11 protein-coding genes are annotated in these 17,332 nt (G+C 29.4%); all 11 read left to right on the top strand.

Annotated features, from left to right (window positions below):
- Nucleotides 1–76 precede the first annotated feature (76 nt).
- The 11 genes from hsdR (at nt 77) to GQS58_RS02345 (ending at nt 17,322) form a co-directional block, all read left to right on the top strand.
- Entirely contained in the window at nt 77–2,533 is a 2,457-nt protein-coding gene (gene hsdR / locus GQS58_RS02395; protein WP_166382458.1) for an EcoAI/FtnUII family type I restriction enzme subunit R, read from the top strand.
- Nucleotides 2,533–3,084 carry a GNAT family N-acetyltransferase gene (locus GQS58_RS02390; RefSeq protein WP_166382456.1) on the top strand — a complete coding sequence of 184 codons (552 nt, stop codon included), beginning with the start codon at nt 2,533–2,535 and terminating at the stop codon, nt 3,082–3,084. The genes hsdR and GQS58_RS02390 overlap by 1 nt, the downstream gene beginning before the upstream one ends.
- 5 nt (nt 3,085–3,089) lie before the next feature.
- Nucleotides 3,090–4,529, top strand: a complete 1,440-nt coding sequence (locus GQS58_RS02385; protein WP_166382454.1) for a class I SAM-dependent DNA methyltransferase — start codon at nt 3,090–3,092, stop codon at nt 4,527–4,529.
- Complete coding sequence (locus GQS58_RS02380) at nt 4,522–5,946, top strand: restriction endonuclease subunit S (RefSeq protein WP_166382452.1); 1,425 nt, start codon at nt 4,522–4,524, stop codon at nt 5,944–5,946. Before GQS58_RS02385 ends, GQS58_RS02380 begins: the two co-directional genes overlap by 8 nt.
- 30 nt (nt 5,947–5,976) lie before the next feature.
- Nucleotides 5,977–7,593, top strand: a complete 1,617-nt coding sequence (locus GQS58_RS17105; RefSeq protein WP_240914544.1) for an McrB family protein — start codon at nt 5,977–5,979, stop codon at nt 7,591–7,593.
- On the top strand, nt 7,594–8,904 hold the full coding sequence (locus GQS58_RS02370; RefSeq protein ID WP_166382450.1) for a 5-methylcytosine restriction system specificity protein McrC: 1,311 nt from the start codon (nt 7,594–7,596) through the stop codon (nt 8,902–8,904).
- 63 nt (nt 8,905–8,967) lie between these two features.
- The gene (locus tag GQS58_RS02365; RefSeq protein WP_166382448.1) at nt 8,968–10,584 is read left to right on the top strand and encodes a hypothetical protein; all 1,617 of its coding nucleotides are present in this window, start codon (nt 8,968–8,970) and stop codon (nt 10,582–10,584) included.
- Between the two features lie 10 nt (nt 10,585–10,594).
- Nucleotides 10,595–12,388, top strand: a complete 1,794-nt coding sequence (locus tag GQS58_RS02360) for a MotA/TolQ/ExbB proton channel family protein (protein ID WP_166382446.1) — start codon at nt 10,595–10,597, stop codon at nt 12,386–12,388.
- A gap of 5 nt (nt 12,389–12,393) precedes the next feature.
- Nucleotides 12,394–13,092 (top strand): OmpA family protein, encoded by a 699-nt coding sequence (locus GQS58_RS02355; RefSeq protein ID WP_166382444.1) that lies wholly within the window; start codon nt 12,394–12,396, stop codon nt 13,090–13,092.
- Nucleotides 13,079–14,479 carry an EH signature domain-containing protein gene (locus GQS58_RS02350; RefSeq protein WP_166382442.1) on the top strand — a complete coding sequence of 467 codons (1,401 nt, stop codon included), beginning with the start codon at nt 13,079–13,081 and terminating at the stop codon, nt 14,477–14,479. Before GQS58_RS02355 ends, GQS58_RS02350 begins: the two co-directional genes overlap by 14 nt.
- Nucleotides 14,479–17,322, top strand: a complete 2,844-nt coding sequence (locus GQS58_RS02345; RefSeq protein WP_166382440.1) for a DEAD/DEAH box helicase — start codon at nt 14,479–14,481, stop codon at nt 17,320–17,322. Before GQS58_RS02350 ends, GQS58_RS02345 begins: the two co-directional genes overlap by 1 nt.
- The last annotated feature ends 10 nt before the right edge of the window (nt 17,323–17,332 follow it).

Raw genomic sequence — 17,332 nt, 5'->3', positions numbered from 1 at the left:
TACAATTAAGGAAATCCGTAATTATATATCGGTTGGTTTTCTTACTTTAGGGCTTGAAAAGAAATTGTAATCGAGTATGAATAAAAAAGAGCTATCCGAGTCTGATATTAAGGCTAAATTCATTACACCTGCAATTCTTAGTTCAGGTTGGGATGAACATACACAAATTGAACGTGAGAAATATTTTACAGATGGTAGAATCTATGTAAAAGGAAAAATGACAAGAAGAGGTAAACGTAAGTTTGCTGATTATATCTTGTTTTATAAACCAAACATGCCTATTGCTGTTATTGAAGCAAAATCAAATGATAAAAGCCTAAAAAGTGGTATTCAACAAGCATTAGGTTATGCAAACACATTAGATATTCCTTTCGTGTTTAGTAGTAATGGAGATGGATTCTATTTTCATGATAAAACAGCTTCGGATGGTCAAATTGAAAAAGAATTAAGTTTAGAAGAGTTTCCTTCTCCGCAAGAACTTTGGGAGAAATATAAAAAGTACAAAGGAATTGAAACAAAGGAGCAAGAAAGTATTGTTACTCAAAATTATTTTTCAGACAACTCCGGTAGAAGTCCCAGATATTACCAACAAATAGCAGTAAATAGAACTATAGAAGCTGTAGCAAAAGGTCAGAAGAAAATTATTTTGGTAATGGCTACTGGTACTGGTAAAACATATACCGCTTTTCAAATTGCACACAGATTATTCAAATCTAAAGCCAAAAGAAAGATCTTATTTTTAGCAGATAGAACCGCCTTAATTGATCAAACATTAAGAGGGGATTTTAGGCACTTTAAAGATGCTATGACTGTTATTAAAAAGAAAGTGGTTAGTGATGAGCATGGCAAAGATGTTTTAGTCTCTAATAAAAAAAGAGGAATAGATTCATCAGATAAAGCTTTTGACATTTTTTTAGGTTTGTATCAAGGATTAAGCAATTCAGACCCTGAAGTTTCAGATGCTTTTAAAGATTTTAGTCCAGATTTTTTCGATCTTATTATTATAGATGAGTGCCATAGAGGAAGTGCAAAAGAAGATAGTAAATGGAGAGAGATTTTAAAGTACTTCGATAGTGCAACTCATATTGGTTTAACCGCAACCCCTAAGGAAACGAAAGAGGTTTCAAATATTGAATATTTTGGAAAACCTATTTATACCTACTCTTTAAAACAAGGAATTGATGATGGATTTTTGGCGCCATACAAAGTTGTAAAAGTAACCTTGGATATTGATGCGGAAGGATGGAGACCTCCAAAAGGTTTTTTAGATAAAAAAGGAAATCCTGTAGAAGATAGAATTTACAATAGAACAGATTTTGACAGGAACATTGTAATAAAGGAACGTAGAAAGGTAGTTGCAGCTAAAATTACTGAATTCTTAAAAGGCTATGATCGTTTTGCAAAAACAATTCTCTTTTGCGTAGATATAGAACATGCAGAAGGTATGCGTACTGCTTTGGTAAATGCAAATGCCGATTTGTATAATGAAAACAACAAATACATAGTACAAATTACAGGAGATAATAAAATAGGAAAAAGACAATTAGATAATTTCATTTCTCCAAGTGAAAAATACCCTGTAATTGCTATTACTTCTAAGTTAATGACTACTGGTGTAGATGCACAAACTTGTAAATTAATTATTTTAGATAGCAATATTGGCTCTCCAACAGAATTTAAGCAGATTATTGGTAGAGGAACTCGAATTAATGAGGAATATGGTAAAAAGTATTTTACCATTATGGATTTTAGAAATGCAACACATCATTTTGCTGATCCTAACTTTAATGGTAATCCAGAAATGATTAAGGAGGTTAATGAAGTGGATGATGTATCAGGTGTAGACGATATTGAGCCAGAAGAACCAATTATAGATGGTTTAGACGGAACTGAAATAGATTTCCCTGAAGATGAAAATGATTATCCACCAATAACAGGAGGAGGACATATTATTGAAGAGTCGAATGAAAAAATAAGAATAGATCATGGTGTAAAGGTTTCTATAATGGGAGAAAGTGTTCAGTATTTAGGTACAGATGGAAAACTAATTATTGAATCTTTTAATGATTATACTAAGAAGAACGTAAATAAACAATATCAAACTTTAGACGATTTCTTATTTAGATGGAATAAAGAAGAAAAGAAAAAAGTCATTGTAAAAGAACTGGAAGAACAAGGAGTTTTCTTTGACGAATTGAAAGAAAAAGTGGGAAAAGAATTTGATCCATTTGACTTAATTTGTCATATTGCTTTTGAAGCAAAACCATTAACAAGAAAAGAAAGAGCAGAGAATGTTAAGAAGCGAAACTATTTTACAAAATACGGTGTACAGGCTCAGGCTGTTCTAAATAGCTTGTTAGATAAATATGCAAAAGATGGCTTAGTAACCATAGAAAGTACAGAAGTATTAAAGTTAGACCCTCTTAATAAATTAGGTACTGCCGTAGAATTAATAAAAGCTTTTGGAGGCAAATCAAAATACTTACAAGCGTTAAAGGAGTTGGAACAAGAATTATATAAAGACGTAGGGTAATGGGAATTAAACTAACGAAAGAAACTTGCTCATTAAGCATAGAAAAGCTCAAAACTTTAAAGTCTAATTTAGAATTGAAAAATTCCAATTTAAATTTTATCGTTACTGATAAGGTTATATCTAAGTACCATGATAGTTTTATTCAGTGTCATGATGAAGTAAGGAGATTTCTTATAGAAAGTTTTAATGAACCAATTTCTGAAGTAACTATTGATATGTTGATTCAAATTGAAAAAGATGAGTTCTTTTTGAAGAAGGTATTTGCATTAATAATATCAAATAATCAAGTTTTAGGATTTCAAGAAGTAACAATAGAAGGATTAAAATCAGTAACGCTTGAGACAATGTACTTATCGAAAGAATTAAGAGGGAAAAGCCTTGGGAAATGGTTAATTTCTGCTGCTTTGATAAATTGTATAGAAAAAATGGAAGGATTAAAGCTAATTGAAACCAATGTTAATGAACAAAATATTCCAATACTAAAAACATTAAAACCTTTTGGATTTTACGCAAAAACAAGTATTGATCAACTAATTAAAAATATAAAATAGCATAAATGGCAAATGTAGGCGCTGTAGTTAGCAGTATAAGAAATATAATGAGGCAAGACAGAGGTATCTCTGGTGATGCACAAAGATTAGAGCAATTAGGATGGATGCTATTTTTAAAAATAATTGACGATAAAGACCAAGAATTAGAAATAACCAAAGACAATTATGTTTCTGTAATACCAGAAAAATACCAATGGAGAACTTGGGCGACAAATACAGAGGGAATTACAGGTGATGAATTATTAGAATTTATAGACAGTAATGCCGAAGGAAATAGAGGTTTGTTTGCTACTTTAAGAAGCTTAACAAGCAATACCAACCCAAAAAGAGCTGCCATTGTAAAAGAGGTATTTGAAGGTTCTAACAACTTTATGAAATCGGGTTACGAAATGCGTAAAGTGATTAATAAACTAAATGAAGTTGACTTTAATAACTCTAAAGACAAGCAAGTTTTTGGAGATATTTACGAAAGCATATTAGTAGAATTACGAGATGCAGGTAACAAAGGTGAGTATTATACACCAAGAGCTGTAACGCAGTTAATGACAAAGATGACCAACCCAACCTTGGGTGAAAAAGTGTTAGACCCTGCTGCAGGAACTGGTGGTTTTCTTACAGAAGCGATAGAGCATGTAAGAGCACATTATGTACATACTGTAAAAGACGAACACCAATTACAGAATAGCATTACTGGTTGGGAATTAAAACCAGTAGCCTATGTTTTAGGATTGACCAATTTAATTTTACACGAAATTGACATACCAGATTATGTATATCAAGACAGTTTAAAAATAGAATACAATGGTATAAAAACCAAAGATAAGGTAGATGTAATATTGGCAAACCCTCCTTTTGGGGCAAGTATTGCAGACGGTGTAGAAACCAACTTTCCTGCAAGTTATAGATGTAAAGAATCTGCAGATTTATTTGTTATTTTAATGCTACAATTATTAAAACCCAAAGGAAGATGTGCCATTGTGTTGCCAGATGGATCTATAACTGGCGATGGTGTAAAAGCACGTATTAGAGAAAAATTATTAACAGACTGTAATTTACATACCATTATACGTTTGCCGCAAACCACATTTTTTCCTGCAACAGTAAGTACCAACTTATTGTTTTTTGAAAAAGGGAGTAAAACCAAAGACATTTGGTATTATGACCACAAATTACCAGAAGGACAAAAAAGTTATTCTAAAACAAAACCCATACAATTTAACGAATTTCAACCTATTGTAGATTGGTGGGGAAACCGAAAAGTAAGTGACCTTTCTTGGAAAGTGAATATAAAAGATTTGAAAAATTGGGATTTAGACAATAAGAATCCTACAGTTGAGGAGGAAGAGGAAATGAAGTCTGCGAATGAAATTATATCTCTTTTGTCAAAATCATTTTCTAAATCTAATGAAATTGCATTAACCATTAAAGATGCAATAAGTGGTTAAAAAATATACTGATAATTATCGATTAGATATCGCTTACGCAACAATCTTTAGAGAGATAAAACCTATAGAGGAATTACTTATTCATTCAGTTTTGGATATTACAAGTGGTGATAATCTAACAAAGAGTAATATGGTTCCTGGTGAACATATTGTTTATGGCGGAGGTGGAACAACAAATAAAAAACACCATAAATTTAATATAGACTATAAAACTATTGGAATAGGTCGTGTTGGAGCAAGATGCGGTTGTGTTTTTGAAATAAAAAAGAACTCTTGGGTAACGGATAACGCTTTATTAATTCAATCTTTTGATGAAAGATTTTCTTTGAATTTTTTAAGACATTTTTTAGCATTTTCAAACTTAGGTCAGTTTGCAAATAATGCGATGCAACCTGTTATCAGTAAAACAAGAATTAAAAATATATTAATACCATTAATTCCTTTGGAAGAGCAAGAAGAACTCTCTAAAATTCTTGATGCTATTGAAAGTAATATTAAATTTAAGAACATTAAGTATAAAAAAATAATTTCTAAAATTGAAATTATTGACAATTGGGAATTGCTTAACACTGAAATTGAATCCCAAAAACATTACTTATCCCAACTAAAACAATCCATTTTACAAGAAGCGATACAAGGAAAATTAACAGAAGATTGGAGAGTAAATAATCCAGAACTTATTTCAGGATCTAATTCTGCAACTGCCTTACTAAAACGTATAAAAGTAGAAAAAGCACAACTTATAAAAGACAAAAATATAAAAAAGGAAAAACCTTTACCTAACATTATTAAAGAAGATGTCCACTTCCAATTACCTGAAAGTTGGGTTTGGACAAGGCTTGGGGATATTTGTAATAATATAACATCAGGCTCTACACCATCAAAAGATTCTTTTTTAAGTAATGAAATTCCATATTTAAAAGTCTATAATATCCGTAATCAAGAAATTGATTTTAAATATAAACCACAATTTATTAAACAAGCTGTACATGAATCATCTTTAAAGAGATGTATTTTAAAACCTGGAGATGTTGTAATGAATATTGTTGGCCCACCTTTAGGGAAAGTTGCTATTATACCAGAAGATTATCCTGAGTGGAATTGTAATCAAGCAATATCAATATTTAGATGTATTAACTCATCTATAAACCAATTTATTTATCAATATTTATGTGCTGGTTTGTATTTAGACTATTTACATTATAAAGGTATGGCAGGTCAAGATAATATTTCGGTTACAATGTGTAAAGAATTAGTAATTGGACTTCCACCACTTTCTGAACAAAAAGAAATCGTAAAAAAAGTAAAACAATTAATGGTACAGTGCCAACAGCTTGAGCAAGAAATAACAAAAAGTGAAGCCAATGCACAAATGCTAATGCAAGCGGTATTGAAGGAGGCTTTTAGTAATAGTTAATCGAAATATATTAAGAATAAATAAAAAAAAATGAACTATTGGAAATTAGGTTGTAGATGGGGTAGTAAATCAAAAGGTAAACCATTGTTTAATGATTTATTGGAAAAAGAAAATATCGTAATTAGTTGGATAGACAATGATTTTGGAAAAAACAATATAGTTTTATTAACAGATGGCTTTACTCCCATTGGCATTGCTGTTACTAAAAGCGAAAAAAAACCGATTTCAAAATTAAAGCATCTTGAAAAAGAATTTATAGAGAAAGGTATTTATTTTGATGAGAAATTATTTTATTATGAAGCTGATATTTATACTATAAAATACCCAAGTTTTAAGTATGAGTACCAGGTTGGAATTAGCCAAATTCAAAGCACAGGCATAATAACGTTAATACAAAAAACATTAAATCAGATGAAAATCGATGAAAACACTGAAAATATTATCTCTGTTTTAGAACATAAAAAACAAATTATTTTACAAGGTCCTCCAGGAACAGGTAAAACAAGATTGGCTAAACAAATAGCAGAAAAATTAACTGAGAATAATCATTTTAATACTGAGACTAATACTACTGTAAAACCAAATAAAGAAATTAGTATTTCACCTGCACTCATAAAATCGTTTTTTAAAGTTGGAGACAAATTTATAGGTAAGAGTAATAAAGAATTTGAAATTATATCTTTAGACATTAAGACTATAAGTGTAAAAAGTAAAACAAGTAAAGTTTGGAAACCTTCATATAATAAAATTATAAAATCGTACAATGAGGAGCTTTTTAATATTCCTGGAAGAACAGGTGGCTTTAAATCGTATGAGGATGCAGTAGCTAAATACCTTAAAGAGAAATTAACATCTGATGACTTTAGTATAATACCAGAGCTGGAAATAGAAGATACCAGTACTGACTTTGTGCAACTAGTTCAATTTCATCCATCCTATACGTATGAGGATTTTGTGAGAGGAATCGTAGCGAAGTCTGATGATGATAACAATATCACTTATTCGACAGAAGACAAGATATTAATTAATATTTCTAACGATGCGCTTCAAAATCCTAACAATAATTATGTGTTAATTATTGATGAAATAAATCGTGCCAATTTATCGTCTGTTTTAGGAGAATTAATTTACGCCTTGGAATATCGTGGAGAAGATGTAAATAGCTTATATGAAATAGATGGAGATTCTAGAATTGAATTACCAAAAAATTTATTTATTATAGGTACCATGAATACGGCCGATAGAAGTGTTGGCTATATAGATTATGCTATTAGAAGGCGTTTTGCGTTTGTAGATGTATTACCAAAAGTACTAACAAATGAAGAATTAAAAAGAGATAGAGATGAAAAAGAACCAAAAGAATTAGAGTTTGCAACAGAACAATTTATAGCTGTTTCAAAATTCTTTATTAAAAATGAAGTGTTGTCTGTAAATGATGAAACCGTATTGGAATCTTCGGATTTTTTATCCGATGAATTTAAACCAGAAGACATTTGGTTAGGGCATAGTTATTTTATCTACGAAAAAGGAAATTTTGAATTAAAACTAAAATACGAAATAAAACCTATTTTAAGAGAATATGTAACAGATGGTATCTTAAAAGATAGTGGTGATAAAAAGATTCTTGAAGAAATAAACGCATTATAAATGATTATTCTTGGAGAACACTTTGGGAATAAATTTAAAAAAAGTGATAGATATCTTTTAAATGATCACAATAGACAATATTGTAAGAATCTAAATTTTGAAGGTGAATTAACCAAAGAATTTAATAGCCAAAAAGATACTTTTTGTTACAAATTAAATAAGTCAGAGGAAGATATATATCAATTTGAAACTGGTTATTATATTGGTGTTGACTGGATAGGTGAAACTAATATACCTATTTACGTTGAACCAAAAGTAAATGAGGCAGTAACAGAAGTAGATTATTTGTCAATGCTTTTTGAAGCTTTAGAAGAACCTAAAAACTTTGAACATTTAAATAACTTATATACTATAGATTTTGACGCTCCTTTATTGGAAATAGAGCAATATCAGGATAAATTAACTCCTTTGTTATTATTACAATTTCTGCAAATAGTAAAGCAAATTGTAAGAAAAGGATTAAAAAAATCTTACTATAAAGTAACTAAAAACTTAAACGCTAAAGTAAAAGGTAAAATATTAATAAACGCAACTGTAAAACAAAATCATAGCAAACAAAAAATGCTTTATAATGTTTGTCAATATGAAGAGTTTGGTTACAATTCAGTAGAGAATAGAATATTAAAAAAAGCATTACTTTTCACTCAATCTGCTTTAGGAAATATCAAAACAAATTCTGAGATAAACTTAAATGAAGTATTTAACTACATCTCTCCAGCTTTTCAATATATAGATGAACAGATAGATATAAGAGCATTAAAAAGCAGCAAGCCAAATCCAATGTTTAAAGAATACACAGAAGCTTTAAACTTAGCAAAATTAATACTCAAAAAATATGGGTATAATATTTCTAAAACTACAGCAAACAAAATAAAAACGCCTCCATTTTGGATAGATATGACTAAGTTGTTTGAGTTATATGTTTTTAAGAAGTTGAGAGAAGAGTTTAAGGAAACAGGAGAAGTAATTTATCATCCTAAAATGAATAAACAAGAACCTGATTATATTTTAAAAAGTAAAGATCAAACATTCAAATTTGTAGTAGACGCAAAATACAAACCACATTATGAGAATCATGAAATAGAAATGAATGATGCCAGACAAGTAAGTGGATATGCAAGAATGAAAAAAATGTATAATGAACTTGGAGAAGAAAATTATAACAAGGTGCTTGACTGTCTAATAATTTATACTAATCAAGACCAAAATATAAATATTAGTAAAGAAAAATTGCTTTCAGATCCATTTAAACATTATGTGAATTTTTATCGTTATGGTATTAAATTACCCGAGATTCCTTTAAAAAGCTAAAAAGAAATCCCTTAAAAAATGAATCTTTTGTCAACATTTAAAAAATAAATATATCTCACCGCTATGAAAAAGATATTTATTATAACCTTATTATTGTTAACCTGCTATGCATTCTCATATGTAGATTTTGAGTACGTTATTAATAAAGAATATAGATACACGGACTATCTTGGAATAGTTGTATCAATAATTTTCTTATTTTTAATAATTAGGTCTTTATATTTTTTGTTTTTTAAAGAAACAGAAAGTAGTATTGTTGAAAAAAGTTTAAAAAAAGAAAAAGAAATAAGAAAAACAGAGCTGCTTGAAGACTCAGTTCATAGTAAAGTAGAAGAAAAAAGGATTCAAGAACGCTATAAAGAAGGTAATAAAAAAAGATTGCGGAATCTTGAAATAAAAAGAGAGAAAAAGAGGTTATTTAAGGAGGAGCAAGAACTAAATAGGCTAATCGATTTAGAAGAAAAAGAGAAGAAAAAGTCAGTTATAAGCAGATCTGTAAGTTCTAAAAATATTGGTAAAAAAGAGGATGTAAAAGTAACTACACCGCTAAAGACAAAAGATGTAAGACCCCATGTAAAAGTAGAAAAACCAATTAGAAGAAAAACTGTAGAGAAAAATAAAAGTGCAGTTGTAAATTCAAATACTACAAAAAGAGTTAATTATTCTACTGATAAAATAAGAACCTGTTCTACTCAATATCCAGTTGTAAGAAAGCCTCAACAAAAAAGTATTATTAGATCTTTTCGATTAGGAAGAAATAATAGAAAAGGATATAAAGAAGAAGAGTTTTATAATGCTATAAAAAAGCATTTTTATAATGACTTTGATATTATAGACAATGCAATGCTTGCTATAGGAGAAGGTACTAGCCCTTATGAGCCAGATATTGCAATGATTTCTAAAGGCGCAAAAAACATCTATATAGATATTGAAATAGACGAACCTTACGCTGGTGTTTCTAGAAAACTTACACATTGTTATCCAGAAGATACAAACCGAGATAATTATTTTGTAGATAGAGGTTGGTTTGTTATTCGTTTTTCAGAAAAACAAGTGCATTACCAAATAGAAGAGTGTTTACAAGAAATAGTAGAAGTAATTGCAGCAGTCCACATTAGCTTTCGTAGTAAAAATCTTTCTTCATTTAGAAATATAGATAGAATAGAATGTTGGGAAAAGTATAAAGCTAGCTACTGGGAATCAGTAAATTATAGGGAGAACTATCTAAATCATAATTTCAAACCATATAGAGAGCAAAAAAAAATAATAGATACCGCACTTACTTTAGAGGAAAAGTTAGAAGAGGATAAAGTAAATCCGAGTGCTTTTGTTGAAATTCTAAAAACTAAAGTTAGAGATGTTCCTGCAAAGAAAATTGTTATTCAAAGAAAGGTAAGTCCCCCTATAATCCCACCTTCAAAAAAAGAGTATAATTCGAGTAATACTGAAGTTTCAGATTTAATAGAAATGGCGATAACTGAAGGTTATGCTATTGAAATGAAATATACAAAACAAAATGGAGAGAGTAGTCTTCGAAAAATTAGCAAATTAGAATATACTCAAGAGTTTATGACATTTGGATATAGTAACAAAGAACATTTTAAAGGGTATTGCCATAATAGATTAGAAGAAAGATCTTTTAGGGTTTCAAGAATAAATTATATGAAAATTTTGAATTAAGAAAAAAACTATGAAAATATTAGAAAATTTTTTTGCCTATCCCAAAGACGGTAGCGCACCTATTGGTACCATTGTGGTAGTTATATTGCTTGCCAGTTTTATAGGAGCATTACTGTATTTATTTGTAAAAAGGAAAAAACTTTTTACTTCTATAGAACAACAAAACATCGCAACAGACAAAGAACTAGCTCCTATTTGGTCAGCATATAAAAAGACCTTTGTAAATTATGGTAGCATCACAAAAACAAATCATCATGCAAAAGAATTCTTTTCTGAATATGCCATTCTAAATGTAAAGTTAGATGTTAGGCTGTTAAACAACGTAGCCAGTTCTTTAGTAGGTTTAGGGGTTTTGGGTACTTTTTTGGGGTTGGCTTTAGGGGTTTCATCAATTCAATTAACAGATTCAGAAACCATAAAAGCAAGTATAGATACCTTGTTAAAAGGAATGGGAGCAGCTTTTACCACGTCTATTTGGGGAATGATTTTATCCATAATTTTCACGCTAATATATAAATACAAACAAGCTAAAATATCAAAAAAAATTAACGAGTTATGCTTGCTTTTAGACAGTGAAAATAAAATTGAATTGCAAGATTTAGAGGTGATTCAGGCAGAAAAACAAAAAGCAGTAATTCATGAGTTGTTTAATGAATATCTAGTAGCAGAAACAGATGAAGGAAAACAATTACCTAAAAATGTATTTAGGCAATTGTTAGAAGAGTCCATGAATCAAACGGTAGCCTTACAAAAATTCGCCGATGATTTAGGAGAAAGTATTGCAGAAACCTTAGAAGCTACTTTAGAAAAATTAACAGAAGAAAACGGAAAACAATTAACAGAACTAATAGAAGGTCAATTAGTACCTGTTTTAAATGAGTTAAAAGATATTAAGCAAGATTCGGGTACTGCAATTATTGAAACAGCTATAGAAAACCTTTCGAATTCTATGCGAGAAATGATGCAGAATTTTAAGGAAGAAATATCTGGGGATACAAAGGAAGAAATGGAGCAATTGTCCATACGACTTTCTACAGTATCAGAATCTTTACTTTCGGTTCCAGAAACTATGCAAAATGTTTCTAGAGAAATTTCTGAAACCATCGATTTATTAAAAAACAGTGTAATAGATAATATTTCAAAAGCAAATCAAGAGTCAAAAGCAACTAGCACAGAGAATAAAGAATTATTTGAGTCTGCAAATACGGTATATAAAGAAACGTTGGCTGAAGTAAATACTAGAATGGATAAAATTATTGAAGATCAAAAAAATAATTTAATGCTTTTCTCTGATGTAACAAAAGAAGTACAATCTACTTTAGATTATAATAAGAACCTTAACTTAGAATATCAGGAGATTTTAAACGGTTCTAAAGGTGTCGTAGAAAAAATAAATAGTATTGCCACTAAGTTTCAATTAAACTCAGAACACTTAGATAATATAACCTATAGTTTAACTGCAAGTATAGATAGCCACAAAAAAGAAGTATTAAGTGTTTCTGAAGCTCAAAACAACCTATTGCTTGATATTAATAAATCAATTGATAAAACACAAGGAGTATCAGAAACCTACATTAATAAGTTTGAAACGATAGAACAAGGTTTACAAGGTATTTTTAAACATTTACAAGAAGGATTGGTAGAATATCAAACCACTACAAGTGGAACTTTAAATGATTATTTAGTTAGTTTTTCTACCTCTTTAAAAGACTCTCAAGAAGGATTATCTGCTATTTTAGGAAGCTTAAATGAGATGGTAGAAGATTTAACCGAATCTGTAGATAAACTAAGAAAATCTAAATAGAAATTATGGGTTTTTCAGACGAAAATACGAATCAATTTGATTTATCTACGGGAGATTTAATGGCCTCTCTTTTAATGGTTTTTGTATTGTGTTTAATTGGCACCATGCTACAATTACAAGAAGAATTTGATGACAAAAGTAAGGTAGCAGAACGTTATAAAGAATTACAATCTCAAATATACATAGATCTTAACGAGGAGTTTAAAGACGATTTAAAAGAATGGGGAGCAGAAATAGATAAAGAACAATTAATATTTCGATTTACGGAGCCAGATATCTTATTTAGAGTAGGAAGAAGTGAAGTAAAACAGGAATTTAAAGATATTTTACAAAGCTTTTTTCCAAGATATATAAAAGTGCTAAGTAGTAAAAATTACAAAGATCATATTGAAGAAATTCGAGTAGAAGGTCATACCTCCTTAGAAGGTCAAAATAATATGACAGACGAACAAGCTTATTTTTACAACATGAAATTGTCGCAAGATAGAACAAGATCTGTTTTATCCTTTGTCCTAGAGCAGTTAGATGAAAATGTATATCAGTGGACAAAATTAAGAACTACCGCAAATGGTTTGTCATCGGTAAAACCAATTGCAGAAAATGATACAGAGGAGAATAGGAAATTAAACAGGCGTGTAGAATTTAGAATTAAAACCGATGCTGAACAACAAATAAGAGAAATGTTACTTTATGGAGAACATTAAACAACTTCTAAATTGGAACTTATTAAACTCTGCTTTTAAAACTAACGGACAGAAGTTGATTGCGCATAAAACAAAAGAAATTTTTAATTCGAATATTGATACGTTAGGTAATATAGCATTGCAGCAAACGATGAGAAGTGAACTACCTAAACAAGAATTAGTGGAAGAAATATATGACAAGTTTAAAAACTTAGAAGCGCTGCCAATAGCGGTTTTATTAGAAAGTTTCACAAAAAGAGAAGTTCGCTTGTTAGTTTGGTCTTTAGATTATAAAGGAGAAGATTCCATATTATTTGGCACACATTTTTCTAAGTTTATTAGTTTAGTTATTGAGTATTGGAGAGACTCTTATATAATACCGCTTTGGTTTGTATTACTTAAAAATTGGGAAGCTTTAAATAACAATAAAGCTAGATTTCAAGAATATCTTGTATTGTTTGAAAAGAAATGTAATGAATATGAGAAGTCTAGAAAAGATGTTCTCGCAATTAAAACACATTTTAATTTTTGGCAGCCAAAAGGTATCAGTTCTTTTGTTAACTACCTAAATAAAAACAATATACAATTTAACGCTATTTGCACATCTTTAAACTTTAATACCAACATACTTGGTACTGATTATTATTATGAGAGTTTTATATTGTACTTAAAGACAATTGATAAAAAGGATATCTCTAAAGAGTTAGTAGAATCAGTATTAGTTGAGATAAAAGGGGTAAATAGAAAAAAATACAAACTAATTTTACTAAGTATATTAATTACTTATGGTAAATTTTCAAAAACAATCAACACAATACAACAAGCAGCTTTTTCAACTATTGGAGATCCGATTGTAAAAAGACACTGGCTAAGTGGTCATTTAAATGAAGAAGAAATTGAACTTGTAGAAAGTGCCAGAAAGAAGTTACTTATTTTAATGAATAAAAAGTTTATTAAAATATTTTTCTCAAAATTAGTTCAAGATCCAAGAAGAGAGAAATACTGGTTAAAGTTTATAGATGATATTGAAGATGTTAAGTTTGTAGGAAATCGATTAAATTACAGCATCCTTAAAAATAATCAAGAGATCTCTAAATATGTAGATGCTCGTTATACAATCACAAGAAGTAATCAGAGTACATCTGCGCTTATTTTTTGGGCTAGAGACTATGTTTTTGTTGAATTTTCAGATACAGGTGCAGTATATATTTATAAAAAGGAAAATTTTAATATAAAGACAAAACACATAGAAAAAATAACAGATTTAAAAAGTTGGCCAAGAGGTATGGCTGTTATTAAATCCGTTGGTAATTATTGGGAGTTTATGCCAGAAGGAACACATGCACATATGGGAGAAAATTGGGAATTGAGGTTAAACATCTGGATGAAAAAATATTTTTATAACTAATGGAAATAATAAAGAGCTACAAAGAAGATTGTGTTGAGTTATACTATGAAAAAAATTCTGGTAAAATCGTTTCATTTTCTAACTGGATTGATAACAACATAGACCCTATTGCCTTTAATATCATTAACGATTTATTGATAAATGGTATTGCGGAAGAAATTGATGATAAAATTGTAATTAAGAATGCAGATGTTTCTTTAATTGAAGAAGAAGATTTTGCAATTTTAGAAATTCCTAAGTTGTATCCTTATGAAATTTACATAACCTTAAAAGGAGCTGGTTTAAAAGATAAAAACGGTGTTCTTGAATATTCTTTTCAGGATAAAACAAACAAAAACGGAACTGGAAATATTGTTTTTAAAAATTCTGATAGAAAAGGAATCTTATTAGAAAAAAGTAGTTGTTCGTATATTTTAGACATTATAAATCTAAATATGATTCACGCTATAGAAGAGTTTAATACCGCCTTAGATTTACCAGAAAAAGAACGGTTAAAATTAATTGCAAAAATACAATTGATAGCTTCTAAAAGTAAAAATGTATTCTTGTCTAGAATATTATCTGAAACGATCATTTTAAATCCGGCTACTTGTAAATTAAATGTACAAGAAATAGGAGAAAACAAATATCGTATCATCCCAGAGTTTGAAGAAGTGAATCAAGCTGTTTTTGATAAAAAATTCAATTTATTAAACAGAGTAAAACCAGAATATAGTTATTCTGAAGATGGAAAGAAAATTAGAGTTTTAATAGATGATTCTGAAGAAGGGGAAGGAATTAAAACGGAATTAGAAAAAGTAAAAAAACAAAGAACGTATTCTAAAGAAGAGATAAGTGAAATGGTGGAAACACCTTCTAAATTTTGGAATACGGATCTTTTAGATTTAGACGATTTTGGTAAAAGGGTTGCAGAATTGGGGATTTATAAACCAAAATTTTATCCTTTTATTAGTCCTTATAAATCAGAATGGATACCTGGTATTGCTATTGAAGATGTGGTTAACGGTACACGATTAGTATCAATAGAGGATAATGATCAATTAGAAAGTTTAAAACAACTCTTTGAAACCGCAAAAGCAAAAAAAGAAAGTGAAATTGTTTTTAAAGATGAAGTCTTAGACATAGAAAAAATACAGCCTATTATTGATATTGCTGAGAAGCAACTAAAACAACCAAAAATACCAGTAGTTTCACCTAAAGAAGATCAAAACAAAGAAGTTAAAAAAGTTTTGATCATTAAGGAAAATACTGAGATTGAAGAATATGTTGAAAATATAGAAGTAATAAAAGACGCTGATTATCACTTAAGTGAAATATCAAACCTTTCTAAAGGAATTCAGTTAAAAAAACACCAAAAAGAAGGAGTTGCTTGGTTGCAAACCTTATCAAAAGAACCTTATAATTTACCAGGTGTATTATTAGCCGATGATATGGGATTGGGGAAAACAATTCAAGTTTTATATTTTATGGAATGGTATTTTCAAAATGGAAATACAAAACCTAATTTGGTGATTGCTCCTGTTTCATTATTAGAAAATTGGGAACAAGAACATAAAAAATTTTTTAGTGAATCTGATATAGAAATTAAATTGTTATGGGGTAGTAATGTTAGAAATTACGTTCATGTAAATGACAAAGAGTTAACCATAAAAAGTTTAAGTACTCCTGGTTTGTATTTAACAACTTATGAAACACTTAGAAGACATCAAATACCATTTGCAATGGTAAATTGGGGCATTGTAGCATTAGATGAAGCGCAAAGAGTTAAAACTCCAGGTACTTTAGTTACCAACGCAGCAAAAGCGCTAAAAGCACATTTTAAAATAGCAATGACAGGTACACCAGTAGAAAACTCTTTAGTAGATTTATGGTGTATTATGGATTTTTGTAATCCTGGTTTATTATTAGATGCTAGATCTTTTACAAAAGAATATGTAAAACCACTAAATGATGCCAATACAGATTTTGAAACACATTCAAAAAATTTACGCGGAAAAATAGGAGAAGCTTTTATGAGGCGTATGAAGGTTGATGTCGCTAAAGATTTACCGAAGATAACTCCTATCGAAAACAGAGCACATGCGCAACAAATGCCTTTAGAACAATATAAGGCATACATAAATGAGCTACAAAATATTGAAGAGATAAAAAAGTCAGGAAACAGTGGAGCTGCTATTTTACAAGGTATTTTAAATTTAAAATCTATTTCAGATCATCCATTACTTAAAACGGACGATTTAGCAACTTTAGAGATCGAAGAAGTTGTTGGTAGTTCTGCTAAATTAATGAAAACAATTTCTCTCATAAATGAAATTAAAGAACATAATGAAAAAGTAATTGTATTTACAGATAATAAGAAAATGCAAAGAGTTTTGAGAAGGGTGTTTTTAGAAATCTACAATATAAATGTAACAATCATAAATGGAGATACACCATCAAGCTCTAATGCAGTAAGCCTAAAAAACGGAAAATTATCACGTCAACAAGAAGTAGATAAATTTCAAAATCAAATTGGTTTTAATGTGATTGTCATGTCTCCTATTGCAGCTGGTTTTGGTCTAAACATTACAGGAGCTAATCATGTGATTCATTATACCAGACATTGGAATCCTGCTAAAGAAAATCAAGCTACGGATAGAGCGTATCGTATTGGACAAACAAAACCAGTTCACGTGTATTATCCGATGGCTATTGCTCCAAATGAAGAATTAAAAACATTTGATATTATTTTAAATAAATTATTAGAAAATAAATCTCAATTAGCATCAAACACCTTATTTCCATCACAACAAATAGAAATAAAAAATGATGAATTTTTAGATGCTTTTTCTATAAAAAATTAAAAATAAGAAC

Source organism: Polaribacter sp. 11A2H, assembly GCF_011379025.1.
Classification (GTDB): Bacteria; Bacteroidota; Bacteroidia; order Flavobacteriales; family Flavobacteriaceae; genus Polaribacter.
This window is presented reverse-complemented; position numbering and strand designations above follow the sequence as displayed.

What these genes read in the sequence shown, in the direction of transcription:
- hsdR (WP_166382458.1), top strand. Translation starts at nt 77, where the DNA reads ATGAATAAAAAAGAGCTATCCGAGTCTGATATTAAGGCTAAATTCATT.
- GQS58_RS02390 (WP_166382456.1), top strand. Translation starts at nt 2,533, where the DNA reads ATGGGAATTAAACTAACGAAAGAAACTTGCTCATTAAGCATAGAAAAG.
- GQS58_RS02385 (WP_166382454.1), top strand. Translation starts at nt 3,090, where the DNA reads ATGGCAAATGTAGGCGCTGTAGTTAGCAGTATAAGAAATATAATGAGG.
- GQS58_RS17105 (WP_240914544.1), top strand. Translation starts at nt 5,977, where the DNA reads ATGAACTATTGGAAATTAGGTTGTAGATGGGGTAGTAAATCAAAAGGT.
- GQS58_RS02370 (WP_166382450.1), top strand. Translation starts at nt 7,594, where the DNA reads ATGATTATTCTTGGAGAACACTTTGGGAATAAATTTAAAAAAAGTGAT.
- GQS58_RS02365 (WP_166382448.1), top strand. Translation starts at nt 8,968, where the DNA reads ATGAAAAAGATATTTATTATAACCTTATTATTGTTAACCTGCTATGCA.
- GQS58_RS02360 (WP_166382446.1), top strand. Translation starts at nt 10,595, where the DNA reads ATGAAAATATTAGAAAATTTTTTTGCCTATCCCAAAGACGGTAGCGCA.
- GQS58_RS02355 (WP_166382444.1), top strand. Translation starts at nt 12,394, where the DNA reads ATGGGTTTTTCAGACGAAAATACGAATCAATTTGATTTATCTACGGGA.
- GQS58_RS02350 (WP_166382442.1), top strand. Translation starts at nt 13,079, where the DNA reads ATGGAGAACATTAAACAACTTCTAAATTGGAACTTATTAAACTCTGCT.
- GQS58_RS02345 (WP_166382440.1), top strand. Translation starts at nt 14,479, where the DNA reads ATGGAAATAATAAAGAGCTACAAAGAAGATTGTGTTGAGTTATACTAT.